Genomic DNA, 13819 nt, shown 5'->3' on the forward strand with positions numbered 1-13819 from the left:
CCGCCCGGGCGGTTTTGCGCCGCTTTTTTATACAAGTATACCATTTTGCCCCGCCAAACGCCAAAAAGAGAGCCCTTGGGCAGGGTTCTCTTTCGGCGCTTAGGGTTTGTATTTTACTTGGCGGTGTCCTGCTTGAGCGGATCAAAATTGGGATAGACGATGCGCTCCGCACCGCCGTCCACCAGCTTGTCGTAAGCGGCGTTGTAGCGGGTGTTCAGGTCTTCAATGGCACTGTCGATGTCCGTCACACCAAAAATGCACTCCACACAGGTGGTGTAATAATCCTTGCCTTCCACCACGACGCCCGCAGGCAGCGGCGGCCAGTTCTGGTCATCGGCATTGATGGCCAGATTCGGCATCTTCTCAATGGATTCCGGCGCTTCGGCGCTTTCCACGGCGCTGGGGATCATCACGGTGCCAAGCCCGGCTGTATGATACGGTCCCATAACCTCATCGCTGTGCAGGAACTTCATCACTTCCCACGCCTCATCCGGATGCTCCGTCGCGGGATTGATGCCGAGGTTCGAACCGCCGAACCAGAGCTGCTGCTTACCTTCCACCTTGCCGTTCACCGTGGGGAGCTGAGCGCAGTTCCAGTTTGCATCCGTCGGGAACTGGCTGGCATATACGCCCGGCTCCGCATGGCTGATGGAGATATACATCGCGATATTTCCGGCTGCGAATTGCGTGCGCAGCGGGTCGATATCCAAAGATTCACTGCCCGGGAACGAAACGCCGGTGGCGAACATTTCCTTGAACGCCTCCAGGACGGGCTTATAGCTGGAGAAGTCATAAGTACCGGTTTTGTAGTCAAACCCACCGCGGGTGCCGCCGCTGCGCATCACGATCATGTCGATGGAACGCGCCACGGAGCTCGCCGCGGATTTGAAGTTACCCGCAATGCCGTAAATCCCTTCACTGCCAAGCTGTTCTGTAACGAGCTTTGCGTCCGCCACCAGCTCATCCAGCGTTTGAGGCGGCCCGTCTATGCCTACACGGTCAAAGATGTCCTGGTTATAGAACAGGCGCGCGGCAGAAGCCGTGTACGGCAGCGAATAGATGCCGTCCCCCAGCGCGTTGATGCCTTCCACAAAAGCGCCTTCGCCAAAACGCGCTCTGTATTCGTCATCCATGTAAGGGGCAAGGTCCAGAAGCTGCCCCTTCTCCTTGACGACGACCTCGATCGGGTCCGTACCTGCAAGCTGGTACACATCCGGCGCTGTGTTTGTGCTGAACGCCAGATCCAGCATTTGGCTGTAATTGTCGGCATATACCTGGAAATCAATGTAGATATTTTTGTCGTTGGTCGCATTGAACTCCTCTATGAGCGGCGTCATATATGCCTGATCGTGACGGTTTGTGGTCCAGTAGGAAATCGTGATTTTCCCTTCCGCTCCTGCCGGCGTGGAACCGGCTGCCGGAGCGCTCCCGGATGCAGACCCGGACGCGCTGCCGGAGCCTCCTCCGCACGCGCTAAGCGAAAGCACCATAACACCTGCAACAACTGCCGAAAGGATACGTTTTGCCTTTTTCATGTTTCTTCCTCCTTTGGTTGATATCCGCCGCGCCGTCTCCAGCGGCGCTGCCGTGGTTTCATGGTATCCGTTTTTCGCCCGTTTTAAAAGAGAAAATTTTCCGAACTCATGTGTGTTATCTTCAGTTTCAAGCGCCGGAGCCGCTACGCCTCACAATCGCACCATATCTCCGTCATGGAAATATATCGTGCAATCGCCTGTTTTTCCCGCATTGCGGGCAGCTCATGTCCAATACAGATAGAGTCAAATTCGCTCTCGCGCGCCCACAGTCTGCGCAGGCTGGCATTGTACTCATGAAAATCATGTCCGGTGAGCGCCATGCTTACGTTGACCGTGTCGCCGGTAAACAGAAGCCTGTTTTCTTTGTCTAACAGACAAATGGAACCGGGCGAATGCCCTGGCGTGTGGATGACCTCCAGCGTCCGTCCGCCGAGATCGAACACATCACCGTCAGCCAAAGGCAAATACTCGGGCTGCGGAAGCTCCTGCCGGGGCACCAGCGCATCGATTTTCCTCTCGTTGCCCGGGTTGCGCACCGGCGCCCGCGTTTTCACAAACCATTTGCGCATCGTATTGTTCAGCGGGAAACGGCGGCTGTGTTCCCAATCCAGAGGGTGGAGATACACATGCGGGAAATGGCCCGCGCCGCCCACATGGTCCGGGTCTCCGTGTGTCGCAATAACAACGAGGGGAAGCCCTGTAAGCCTTTCGATGTCTTCCGGCAGCGGGCCGATACCTCCGCCCGTGTCGATCAACGCGGCCCGGTGTTTTCCGACCACGAGAAACATATTAACGAGTTTGTATTCACTGACCAGATAAGTATCCGGAGCTATTTTTACAACGGGCCGTTCCAGCATGTTGTTATCCTCTCCTTTAATCATACAAGGCGTTCGGGTTCATACCAGATCAGTACGCGCTTGTATTTGTATCCTGTTCCGCCATGCAGTGCATTCCGCCCTTTTTCCCCGTGTGCCTGTCCGGACAGCAGGAGATCCGTCGCTTCAATATAGTCCGTGATCATGGTTTTATCCGCCTTGTCCAGCGCGTCATGCCCCAGGCAAATAAAATCAAATTCTTTTTCCCGCGCCCACAGTCTGCGCATACTTTCGTTATACACTTTCACGGTACTGCTGGAATCTCCGCAGTTCAGCAGCAGACTGTCGTTGCACATATCGCCCGTGAACAGCAGACGGTTTTCCCTGTCCAAAAGACAGACGGAACCCAAGCTATGGCCAGGCGTATGGATGACTTCTATTGTGCGGCCTCCCAACTCGAAAACCGTTCCGCCTTCCATAGGGATGCGCCTCACAGGCCCGTTTTTCTGCACCAGCGCCAGAAGTTCTTCCTCCGTCGCCTCCGGGTTGCGCACAGGGCCGCGGCTTTTTGCATACCAGGCGCGCGCTTCTTCACCGCGGGCATAGCCCTCCTCCGACAGCTTGATATCCATCGGATGCAGGTGAATTTCCGGAAACAGTGCGGCTGCGCCGTCATGGTCAAAATGGCCGTGTGTGATGGCAACCGTGAGAGGCTTATCGGTAAGTTCCCGAACCGTCTCGGCCGCATTTCCGATGCCGGTACCGCAGTCGACGAGCAGCGCAGCTTCATCGCCCTCCAACAAATACATATTCACCAGTTTATATTCACTGATGAGCCAGGTGCGCGGTGCGATTTCGACAACAGGTTTTGCAAGCATATGTTTTCCTCCTTTTATCAGCCGGACTCTCGTTCATTTGAATCCGGCGCCGGTGTTGATCCATGCGCATATCTCATCCAAGGCCCAGTCTCTCGTGAAAAGCGGTTTCACATCCTATCGCTATGCGTCGTTTTTGTCCAGAAACAGCAAAAACTGCATCCAGTCCCACGCAGTCAGGTCATGGCCGCCCTCCCGGTGGTGATATCCGATCCCCTCTGTAATGATTGGCTCGCCCGCCAAAGGCGCATTCCGCGGCAGCTCCGGATGCCCAAACAACCGCCATGCGGCACTCGCCTCCCTTGCGCCGAGCCATTCCGCGTCCGGATCGCTCCACGCGTCCTGCGCGCCGCTGGCCACATAGCAAAGACGCGGGGCAACAGCAGCCAGCAGCATATGCTGGTCAAACGGCATTTCATCTTCCCGCCAGGCATACCGTGCGTAGCTGGGACAGAACCAATGCGGAAAAAACGCATTGATGGAGGCCACATTCTCTCCGCGTTTTCCGCGCGACACCGCAGCACCTGTGCAGCCCGAATCGTTCACCAAAACGCTATGGATACGCGTATCCTGCGCAGCACACCACAGCGCTGTTTTCGCCCCGCGGGAGTGCCCGGCCAGAGAAATTTTTTTGGCATCTATTCCTGCATGGGCACACAAAACGTCTGCCGCTCGGCTGGCCGCAAATGCCCAAACGCCCAACGTTCCCAACCTGTCCGGCTTCCGGGCCGTGTCCTCCCCGGCAAATAGCCTCGCAAGTGCTGCTGGGAACAGCCTGCGGTCATCCGGCTGCACCTCTCCGGCATAAAACGCCGCAGCAGCCCGCCCGGATGCAAGTATCTGTTCCACCGGCCAATATCCCTGCGCGGTATCCCGTTCAATATCCAGAAGCTGCGGCATGGACGCCCCGCCCTTTTGGAACGCGGCCATCATCCGTTCCACATCTGTCCGCCATTCTTTCGGCGCGCGCGCCATCAGTTCCTCCAAAGCGGACATGTCCGGGCCCTTCACAGCCGCAGGAGTTTTCTCATGATTGCTGATCATCAGAACCGCCGGCACAGGCTTTTGCGGATTCGGCAACACCAAAGCCATGTGAAATGCCGCACTGCCCCGTTTTGTACGCACCGTGATCCTGTAAAATTCACGTTTTGCGGTGCCCTCCAGGGCTTCTGCTGCATACAGCAGATCCGCTCTTGTTTCGAAGCCATCCCGTGGCGTGCGGCCGAAGACGTTTTTTTCAAATAAACGAACGATCTGCACACGGCGCTGTTCCCAATTTTCCGCGGTAATATCCGGCCCGTAAATGGGCGGCAGACAATGCTTCATCCCACAAGCACGCACCTTCCCGTATATTTCTTTCAAAATCTATTATACAGGCTTTTATTAGAAAGCCGTGTACAGTGGATTACGAAGCTTGGTTGAAAAAATTATGATGATGCTTTTTTCACAAATAAAAAACAGCCGCGCTGCGGAACTTTTCCACAGTGCGGCTGTTCATCGTTGTTAATAATAAAATGCGGGGCGTCAAGGCTTATACTCTTCCAAAAAAACGCCGTCCGCCTTAAGCTGCTCGCGCAGAGCGTTTGTATCCAGCTTATTTGCAGGCATGTCCGTGTGCGCACTCTGTGCAGCAGCGGTACCCGCCGCCTGGGCGATCCCCATGAGCACCGGAGTGACGCGCACCGCTGAGCACGCTACGTGTGTAGCGCTCAGGCAGCGGCCCGCCACAATAAGGTTCTCCACGCCGGGCGTGACCAGGCTGCGGTAAGGAACAGAGTACCAGCTGCCCGGCTTGAGGAATTTATGTACGGTGTTTCCTCCGTCCGGCGAATGCACGTCAATGGGATAGCCTCCCATGGCGATGGCATCCGGGAACATCACATTGTCCGTCAGATCTTCAGCCGTCAGCTTGTAAACGCCATCCACTTTACGGCTTTCGCGAATACCGATGTTCGGCCCGGAAAATGCCAGATGACAGTTTTCAAAGCCCGGGATATACTTTTTCAAAAAACGCAGCGTTTCCTGCACCTGCTTACGGCCTTCTATCTCCGCTTCCGTCAAATCGAACGGGTCCACAGCACTGTGCTTGGCGATGCGCGTCATATTTACCACATATTCGCCGTCAGTGTTCGTTTCAAAACAGAGCACAGTGTCCCGGTCGATATGAAATTCACCCGCATCCTTTGCGGCCTGAATCCTGCTGAACGCCCCGGAGATGTCATAGTGGCGCAGCTCACGCAGGTTGCGCGGCGTATAACGCGCCATGTCGTCCAGATTGTTCAGTACAAAATCGCAAACCTTTTCTCTGTCCACTCCGTAAACGTGAAAATTCATTGTCATCGGCTGGGCGAGATTGTCCTCCTCGCGGCCGTAAACACTCGTTACGCCGGCACTTGTGGCGACGTCCGCGTCCGCCGAAGCATCCACGAACACCTTGGCGGAAAGCTCATAAAAGCCGCCCTTGGTGTAGAGGCGGGCCGTGCGAATCACGCCATTCTCCACAGTACAGCCCGTGAACACCGTGTGATACATCAGCGTCACACCTGCTTCACGCGCCATATCCTCCCAAACGATTTTCATCCCCTCCGGATCAAACGCCGTGGTGGAAGAACAAAAACCTACGGCATCCGGGATATGCCCCGTAGAAAAGCCCCGGCGGATCATTTCCTCTTCCATTTCCTGGGGGATGCCCCGCACGACCTGCACGTCTCCCGCGTGGTATGTCATCTGCGGGCCGGTGCCGCATGCCGTCAGCGCACCGCCCAGATATCCGTTCTGCTCTACAAGGATCGTCTTTGCGCCCCTGCGCGCGCTGGCAATGGCCGCGACGGTTCCCGCCGGGCCTCCGCCGATCACAGCCACATCAAATTCCAGTTGCTTCATCCTTCCGCTCCCTTTCTTCGGTCAATTCATAATATGTACGGGCAAAGGCATGAGCGCCGATCTCCGAAAGTGCGCGCACACCGGTCTTTCCCAGCTTCAAAGGCCCCAGCTTCAGCATGGGAACTTGATATTCCCTGCTTGTCAAGCCCAGCTTCGTCCACTCCAGAAAGTGAAAATACTCATGGCTTAGGATAACGTTCTGCGCAGTTTCCAGTGTCATACCATTTTCCTGCGCCCACAGGCGGATAGCGCCAAGATACAGATGAATACGGCTCTGTCCCGAAATATAATCACTGAAATAACGCTGGTTTCCAGATATATAATCCTTATCGACACACTCGCAGACGAGGCCGCTGTCCGCGGCGATCTTGAAAAAATCCGTTTCACCGCCGTATTTTACAAAAATATCCCGCGCCGCCTGTTCACCTTTCCGCCAGGCCCGCTCCACGATGGAGGCACGGTCCTGCGGAAGGATCTTTGCGTAACAGACGTCGTACGTCAGCTCCTGGTCCGCAAGTTCCCTTCCCGGGAACGGCAGTGTATAATCCGGCATCCTATCCTCCTTTGTCGGGCAGCCCTGCTCAGGCATCAACGCGCTTGGTCGCGGCAACGATCAGCGGCTCTTGCGCGCCGCACCCGGCAAGCTCCACATTGCCCAGGCTATATATCTGTGTATCGCTGGAGAGACCGGAAAGGTCTATCACCCGTTTGCCCAACACCACATATAAGTTGGGCAGGTTTGCGCCGCCGTCGTTGTATTCCGTTAATTCTTCCAGCATCCATGCGGCATCCTTTTCCCATTCCGCTACGCTGGACTGCCGCACCCATGCATTGTTTTTCTGCAGGCGTATGACGCCCTCCTCGTCGATGAGGCGCAGCGGATGCGTCGTTTTTTTACGCAGGCCGAACAGCTTCTTTTCGACCTTGTCGTACTGCACCGCGAACATGGGACCGTTCTCGGCAACAATGCGAAGCTGAGCTTTGTCCGCGCCCAGATTTTCCGCCACAATGGCGAACAACGCATCTTTCCCCAGCTTCTGATTCATCATATCCTTGCTGCGCATCTCGGTCGCACCCACGGCGATTGCGCGGATGATATTGCGCTGGGTGTCCACCTCCACGCTCACCTCCACGGTGCCGGGAGCCGCGCCGTTCTGGATGGCCTTCAATTCGGCCTCCCGGCGCACGCTGATGATATCGTCGTCAGTGGGATTTGTCACCGTACGTTCCACCATATCACGCACCATGGCCAGCGCCACACCGATGGTGGAAATGACGGGCGCGTTTTTTGCGATGCGGTGCTTATGCCCCATCGTTTCCGCCAGGTGCGGCACGACGGTAGACGCGCCGCCGCCGCCGCCAACAAACACTGTATTGCGCGGGTCCATCTGATAATCTTTCATCAACTGTGACGCTACCCGGGCGTTTTTCTCCGCCGCAAAGGCCAGCACCCTTTTGGCCGCCTCCTCCACAGTGCATCCCATGTTATCCGCCAACGGCTTCCAGGCCTTTTCAGCAGCCTCCCGGCTGCCATAGGCATAATCATCCGGGTGGACATAGCCCGCAATGTTCGCCGCGCCCGCCATGGTGAGCGCCACTTTCACGCCATTTGTGCATTGGATACATGCGTATTCCGGGTCTGTGGGAGTGGGGCGCACGCCTGTGAGGCGCGGTTCCACGATGTCTTCCGGCTTGGAATAGACCTCGTACTCCAGATCAGCGATATGCGCGCTGCGCGGCCCGGTGCCGACAGCCTTTCCATCCCTGAGCTGCACCATGCTGCCGCCGCCTATCCCTACCGTACGAACATCCAGACTGTTTAAATAGGTTTTGTGTCCGCCCACCTCGGCGTATTGGATCATCACCTTGCCGTCCTTCACGCAGGAGATGTCCGTGGACGTGCCGCCCACTTCAAAAAAGATACCGTCGGTGAGCTTTTCATACATCAAAGCGCCCGCCACGCCTGCGGCCGGGCCGGAAAGAATGGTAAGGATGGGCCGGTTGCGAACCTCCTCCACCGTCATGACACCGCCGTCGCAGCGCATCACCATCAGCGGGCTTTTGATGCCCGCCCCTTGGATGCTGCGTTCCGTCATTGTGGCGGCCTCCAGCATTTTCGGCATGATGCTGGCATTCACTACTGCCGTGCGCGTGCGGATTTTCAGGCCGTAAAGCTTGGAGATATCGTTGGTCGCCGTGCCCGGTACGCCCAGTTCTGCGCACACATGCACGGCAGCGTTCTCATTCGCCGGGTCATCCACGCTGAATGCCTCGGCGGCAACGATGCTGGTCGCTCCCTGCCCAATCAGCTCCTGCACCGCGCTTTTTACTGCGGCCGCAACGTCCTGTGCCGCGCCGGTATCCACATAGACGTTTTCGCTGGGCAGGAACTTGCCTGCCGCCAGCTCAATGCTGCCCATCGCCGTGTCGGATCTGCTTTTCGCGCCCTGCAGGCCGCTCCCCATTGTCACGATACCCACGTTTGCAACGTCGCCTTCCAGCAGAGCGTTGGTAGCCTGTGTGGTACCGTGGGCAATGAAGGTAACATCCTCCGGGCGGATGCCGTTTTCCTCCATCACCTTATGCAGCACCTCCACGATGCCCGCGGCCACGCCCTCTTTGGCCGTGTGGGTGGTCGGCACCTTCACGGTGCCGATGAGTTCATATGTATCGTTGTTGATCGCGACAGCGTCGGTAAAGGTACCGCCGACATCGATGCCAATGCGCACTTTCATATCATGCATTCTCCTGTTCGTTGTTCTACCGGGCCTTTCACGGCCAGCCCAAGGGCGAAAGCATCTGCGCTTTTGCCCTTGGGCCGGCTGTGAAACGGAGCGCCGCCTCGCGGTCCGCGCCCCGTCCACAGCGGATAAAAGTTTATAAAAAATCAGAAATAAAGGAATGCGCTGAGCACCACACCGAAGACCGCGATGACCCACAGGTAGGGCAGCAGCTTTTTGGTGATGGTGTTTACATCCACTTCCGCAAAGTTCGCCGTCCAGACGTTCTGAGTATTTGTCGGGTCGCCGCAGCCTTGGATGCGTTCAGCCGCCAGGAAAGCGCCCATAACGGCCAGCGGGGACAGCGTGCCCAGGCCGATGACAAGTGCCGCAATGCCGGATCCGAGGCCGAACAGGTTCATCGGGCCGCGGTACAGAGAGAGCGGAGCCAACAGGCTGAAGAAAATGATGTAAGCAATGCGGTTCGACGGAATGACTGCCAGCAGGAACGGATTGAGCACTTCCTTTACCATGCTGTGCGTCACAGCCAGGTACAGGATGCCGATGCCTATCATCAGGATAACGGCCGGGCCTGCATCCGTGATGCCGTCATAGCAGGTCTTGACCAGCAGATTCATCGCCTTGGAAAAGCTCTTGGATGTAAACACAAGCACCCAAATGATGCCTGCGACGAATGCCGGCACAACAGGCACCTTAAGCAGAGCGACCAGCAGGATGGGAACCAGCGGAGTGAGCATGGCCAGCGTACCGGCAACACCCTTGAGCTGGCGGGTCTCCGGAACATCGCTCACGGGTGCGGAGAAGGCAAATTTCACACCGTTTTTCTTGAATTCCACAAACACCAAGACCAGCGTGGCGATGAGCGTGGCAATCAGCAGATAGATCTCAAAACTCTTGATCTGTTCGATCTCCAGTCCGAAAATACTGGAAAAGCTCTTCCAGTTGGCAATGTTAAACGTGAGGCCCGTGGTGAATGCCATTAGGAAAATGCACGCTGCGCTGATAGCCGGAACGCCTACCGACACCAGAATAGGCAGCACGATGGAGCCAACCATAATGATAGAGCCCAGGCCGCTCAGCGTGGTGAACAGGATCGCCACGGCCACCACCATGATGAGGGTAACGACCAACGGACGGTCACCGCCCAGCTCAGCGCTCTTTTTAATGATGTTTTCCGTTACGCCCGTCTTGTTCATCAACTGGCCGAGCCATGCGCCGAAAATAACGGCCATGATGGCGCTACCCATACGGACAGTGCCGTTTTCCACCACCGTCTGCAGCCAGCCGATGGCATTGCCTTCGGCGTCGGTGCCCACGGCGGGCACGCCTGCAATGATGCAGATGATGACTGCCATCAGCGGCAGCGCTAACAGTGTGGGGATCTTCTTGGTCATCATCAGCGCCGCAATGACCAAAAAGACTACGATGATGAGGATACCTTGTAGCATAATTCTGCTCCTTACTTTCCGGGGCCAAGGGCCCCTTGTTCTATGTTCAGCCGCCGGGCGGCGGCCTACATACAGGGTTCAGACTGCGTCCGCAGCCGCACGGAAAGCGGCAGTGGCACGCTTTACGTCCTCCGGCCGCGCACCGCCCATCACAACGGCGCCAATCATTATGGCCTTGCATCCCGCAGCAGCCAGATGACGCACCTCTTCCGGGCGTATCCGCCGCTGTGTGGGCACCACACAGGGCTTGGCCGTCTTAGCCGCAATGTCCGAATAACGCAGGATATCCGCATAATTCATGGACGTGCCGTAATTTTCTCCCGGCTGGATGCTGCATTCCAAAACGTCGATTGCGGATGCGCGCACAGCATCCAGTGTATTCTGGGTATAATCCGTACCAATGGCAATCATGCTGGAAAGGCGCGTGCTCTCCATCATGTGGCAGGGAACGTACTGCGCATAGCTGGAAAAAAAGGAAAGCCCCATCTCTTCCAGCTCCAGCCGCTCCTCCTCATTGATGTAGGCGTCCTCCCCGCCGGGAACAAGGCCCACTGGCACATCCCCGCACAGGGCGATCAGCTCACGCAAAAAAGTCCTGTTTTCTGCAAAGGTGCCAAACGTATTTCCGCTGGCGCGGTGCCAAACATTGCAGTGCACCTTGACAGCCTGCGCTCCGCCCTCCAATGCAGCCTCCGCCAGCGCAAGATCGTTGCGGGGCAATGCAGCTATGACGGAAAATCGGTTATCTGTGAGCATTTCTGTATAATCCATTCTGTCATTCCCTTCCTTTCCCGTTCTGAAGGCGGTGTACTCGTCCCCCCGCCTGCGGTGTGCCGCGGCAGACCTTGAAGCAAAATTTTTTAAAAATAATTTCAGCCCGCACAAAGGACGTTCTTACGGATACGCTCCGCCAGCAACGCCGAAAGATCCTGATGCGGCAAATCAGCCCGACGCACCTCCGGCGCCTGTTCGGAAAGCCTCTGCTTGACCTGCGCATCCACCTGCTCTACAAATCCACGCACTTTTGCAGCGTGTCCGGACAGCAAAACGGTATCCAGAGGGAACAGCGTGCACAACACTGCGATCAGGCTGGAAATCTGCGCGGATAGGATACCCGCCCAACCGCCCTGACGGGCGGGCAGAAGCCCTGTCTCTTCCGCATCGGGGCCTGCGGCCGCTTTAAGCGCCGGCAGGACCAGCGCGTCGCCGCAAAGCATCGGAGTGACATCAGAGCACATACCTTCCCGCAGCGGCAGCGGCCGTCCGGACAGCGTGATGCTGGCCAGCACGCGTTCGCCAATGGCGATATGGGCGGTGTTCTCTGCTTCCACATTCTCCCGCTGCTCCAGCGCACGGCTCACCGTATATACCTGAGAGTACTCTTCCGTCACCGGCACGCGAAATTGTGTGATCAGCGCTTCCCGCAGCGAAATGCTCGCGGAGGAAAAGCCGGTGGAATACATTACGTTAAATTCGCTCGCCTTCATGTCCTCCTGGAACAAGAGACCGAAACCGGCCACCTTACCAGCATGGAGGCTGGCGGAATCAAAAAGCTCAAACACCGCGGCAGTGATGGCAACGAGCAACTCATTACCGGAAAGATAGCTTTCCGACAACATCTTGCCGTTGCAGCGGTTCAAACACATATCAAACAAATCAAGGCTTGCGCCCTTTCTCCCGATGTTTACAACCGCTATGCAGCCGTATTCGGTGTTGATGTCCAGTGCAGTACGGCTTCGGCCTGCCGTTATGGCCCTCTGGCCGCTTTCGGCCAGAATCCCCTCTTCCAGCAGCTCTCCTACAAGAGCGGACACTGTACTGGGGGAAAGCTGTGTTTCATGCGCAAGCTCAATGCGTGACAACTCGCCCTTTTCCAGGATCGTGCGGATCAGCATTTCCCTGTTGCGCCGTTTCATCTCTTTCAAACCTGTTTTTTTCATGTTTCAAATTCTCCCATTGCAATGGCATTCTGAGCAGCGGGACGTCTCCCGCCACCTATTATTTCGGATTCCGAATCCGTTATTTCGGAGTTCGAAATAATTGCAGCTTTATTATATCGCCGCATCTTCTGGTATGCAAGGAGAAGTTTTCAGTGCACCGTTTTTTCTCTTTTTTGACAGAAATCCCAATGCGTTTTTTGTGCAATACTATAAAATTTCAATTTTTCCAGCCATTTCGTTTTATAAAGCAAAACAGCCGGGTACAGTTCAAACTGCACCCCGGCTGTTCCATTGCCCTCATGTCCTGAAAAACTACTCGATCGCCACTTTCATCACACCGTCGCGCCGGTTCTCGAACAAATCATAAGCTGCGGCGATTTCCGTAAGCGGATAGGTATGCGTGATCAGCGGCTCGGTGTCCAGCTTACCCTGCGAAATAAGCTCCAGGATCTCTCCGCAGTCACAGCCATCCACACCGCCCGTTTTAAATGTCAGGTTTTTGCCGTACATTTCCGGCAGCGGCAGTATCTGGCTGCCATTATACAGCGCGACGATGGTGACCACGGCGTTTGGGCGCGCGCACTCCCAGGCCAGACGGAATGTCTCCTCCGCGCCCGCTGCCTCCAGCACCACATCCGCACCGCCGTGGCTGCTGTTGGCCCGTACAAATTCAAGCGCATGAACCGGTTCCACCGTCAGGACCTCCGGATAATGCTCCCGTACAAAGCGCAGGCGCGCCGCGTCCTTTTCACAGACAATAACACGGGCAGGCCTTTTCAACAGTGCGCACAACAGCGTACAGATGCCTGTCGGCCCGGCGCCGATAATGAGCACGGTATCCTCCGGAGCGATTTCAGAAATGCGTACCGCCCAAAAACCCGTGGCCAGCACGTCGCCCACCAAAAGAGCCTGGCGGTCGCTGACATTGGCCGGAATCCTGTTCAACCCCTGATCGGCATACGGCACCCGGACATACTCCGCCTGTCCCCCGTCGATGCGGCAGCCCAGAGCCCACCCGCCGTTCGGATCAGTGCAGTTGTTTACATAGCCATGCTTGCAAAAAAAGCATTCGCCGCAAAACGTCTCTACATTTACCGCCACTCTGTCTCCAGGCTTTACAGCCGCTACTGCCGGCCCCACAGCCTCCACCACGCCCACCATTTCGTGCCCAACGGTAACGCCCGGCACAGCGCGCGGCACCGAGCCATGCTTAATGTGCAGATCGCTGGTGCAGATGCTGGCCAGCGTTACCCTGATAATCGCATCCCGGTCATCCTGCAAGGCAGGCTTTTGTTTTTCCTGCAATTCGAATTTTCCGCGTTCCACATAAGTATAGGCCAGCATAATTGCAATACCTCCTGAGATGTCCCGACGCCACGCGTCCTATTACTGTATTACCAATATCATACCATTTGAAACGTTGGGGTTCAATCACAGTGCGTGCCCCCATACCCGATTTGCCGGACAGAAAAACAATCTGTATAATGGAAAGGGGTAATGAAAAATGTCAACCAAAGAACGAAAGCACCCAGCGCCGCCGCGTTACGATGAGGCCTTCAAGGCGGGGGCAGTGCGGATGGTC

The 13819-nt window shown here is 56.4% G+C and carries 11 protein-coding genes; all 11 read right to left on the reverse strand.

Annotated features, from left to right (window positions below; translation table 11 throughout):
* Window positions 1-113: 113 nt before the first annotated feature.
* The gene (locus tag IIY41_RS12560; RefSeq protein WP_009325659.1) at window positions 114-1535 is read right to left on the reverse strand and encodes an ABC transporter substrate-binding protein; all 1422 of its coding nucleotides are present in this window, start codon (window positions 1533-1535) and stop codon (window positions 114-116) included.
* 143 nt (window positions 1536-1678) lie between these two features.
* Entirely contained in the window at window positions 1679-2392 is a 714-nt protein-coding gene (locus tag IIY41_RS12565; protein WP_287401023.1) for an MBL fold metallo-hydrolase, read from the reverse strand.
* 20 nt (window positions 2393-2412) lie between these two features.
* Window positions 2413-3228 carry an MBL fold metallo-hydrolase gene (locus IIY41_RS12570; protein WP_009325657.1) on the reverse strand — a complete coding sequence of 272 codons (816 nt, stop codon included), beginning with the start codon at window positions 3226-3228 and terminating at the stop codon, window positions 2413-2415.
* A gap of 120 nt (window positions 3229-3348) precedes the next feature.
* Entirely contained in the window at window positions 3349-4551 is a 1203-nt protein-coding gene (locus IIY41_RS12575; protein ID WP_058722583.1) for an alpha/beta hydrolase family protein, read from the reverse strand.
* A 198-nt stretch (window positions 4552-4749) separates the two neighbouring features.
* Window positions 4750-6108: an FAD-dependent oxidoreductase gene (locus IIY41_RS12580; protein WP_009325655.1), complete on the reverse strand. Its 1359-nt coding sequence runs from the start codon at window positions 6106-6108 to the stop codon at window positions 4750-4752.
* Window positions 6089-6661, reverse strand: a complete 573-nt coding sequence (locus IIY41_RS12585; RefSeq protein ID WP_050004159.1) for a hypothetical protein — start codon at window positions 6659-6661, stop codon at window positions 6089-6091. Before IIY41_RS12585 ends, IIY41_RS12580 begins: the two co-directional genes overlap by 20 nt.
* A 28-nt stretch (window positions 6662-6689) precedes the next feature.
* The gene (locus IIY41_RS12590; protein ID WP_050004158.1) at window positions 6690-8843 is read right to left on the reverse strand and encodes a hydantoinase/oxoprolinase family protein; all 2154 of its coding nucleotides are present in this window, start codon (window positions 8841-8843) and stop codon (window positions 6690-6692) included.
* Between the two features lie 152 nt (window positions 8844-8995).
* Entirely contained in the window at window positions 8996-10297 is a 1302-nt protein-coding gene (locus tag IIY41_RS12595) for a C4-dicarboxylate ABC transporter (RefSeq protein ID WP_009325652.1), read from the reverse strand.
* Window positions 10298-10375: 78 nt separating this feature from the next.
* Window positions 10376-11068: a hypothetical protein gene (locus tag IIY41_RS12600; RefSeq protein WP_050004358.1), complete on the reverse strand. Its 693-nt coding sequence runs from the start codon at window positions 11066-11068 to the stop codon at window positions 10376-10378.
* 101 nt (window positions 11069-11169) lie between these two features.
* Window positions 11170-12237, reverse strand: coding sequence for a winged helix-turn-helix domain-containing protein (locus IIY41_RS12605; protein WP_058722606.1), 1068 nt, complete (start codon window positions 12235-12237; stop codon window positions 11170-11172).
* Between the two features lie 312 nt (window positions 12238-12549).
* Window positions 12550-13581, reverse strand: a complete 1032-nt coding sequence (locus IIY41_RS12610) for an alcohol dehydrogenase (protein ID WP_154521413.1) — start codon at window positions 13579-13581, stop codon at window positions 12550-12552.
* Window positions 13582-13819: the final 238 nt, after the last annotated feature.

Origin of the sequence: Ruthenibacterium sp. (assembly GCF_017421385.1) — a bacterium.
GTDB lineage: Bacteria > Bacillota > Clostridia > Oscillospirales > Ruminococcaceae > Ruthenibacterium > Ruthenibacterium lactatiformans.

Coding starts and splice junctions, on each gene's coding strand:
- IIY41_RS12560 (WP_009325659.1), bottom strand. CDS start 1,535: ATGAAAAAGGCAAAACGTATCCTTTCGGCAGTTGTTGCAGGTGTTATG.
- IIY41_RS12565 (WP_287401023.1), bottom strand. CDS start 2,392: ATGCTGGAACGGCCCGTTGTAAAAATAGCTCCGGATACTTATCTGGTC.
- IIY41_RS12570 (WP_009325657.1), bottom strand. CDS start 3,228: ATGCTTGCAAAACCTGTTGTCGAAATCGCACCGCGCACCTGGCTCATC.
- IIY41_RS12575 (WP_058722583.1), bottom strand. CDS start 4,551: ATGAAGCATTGTCTGCCGCCCATTTACGGGCCGGATATTACCGCGGAA.
- IIY41_RS12580 (WP_009325655.1), bottom strand. CDS start 6,108: ATGAAGCAACTGGAATTTGATGTGGCTGTGATCGGCGGAGGCCCGGCG.
- IIY41_RS12585 (WP_050004159.1), bottom strand. CDS start 6,661: ATGCCGGATTATACACTGCCGTTCCCGGGAAGGGAACTTGCGGACCAG.
- IIY41_RS12590 (WP_050004158.1), bottom strand. CDS start 8,843: ATGAAAGTGCGCATTGGCATCGATGTCGGCGGTACCTTTACCGACGCT.
- IIY41_RS12595 (WP_009325652.1), bottom strand. CDS start 10,297: ATGCTACAAGGTATCCTCATCATCGTAGTCTTTTTGGTCATTGCGGCG.
- IIY41_RS12600 (WP_050004358.1), bottom strand. CDS start 11,068: ATGGATTATACAGAAATGCTCACAGATAACCGATTTTCCGTCATAGCT.
- IIY41_RS12605 (WP_058722606.1), bottom strand. CDS start 12,237: ATGAAAAAAACAGGTTTGAAAGAGATGAAACGGCGCAACAGGGAAATG.
- IIY41_RS12610 (WP_154521413.1), bottom strand. CDS start 13,581: ATGCTGGCCTATACTTATGTGGAACGCGGAAAATTCGAATTGCAGGAA.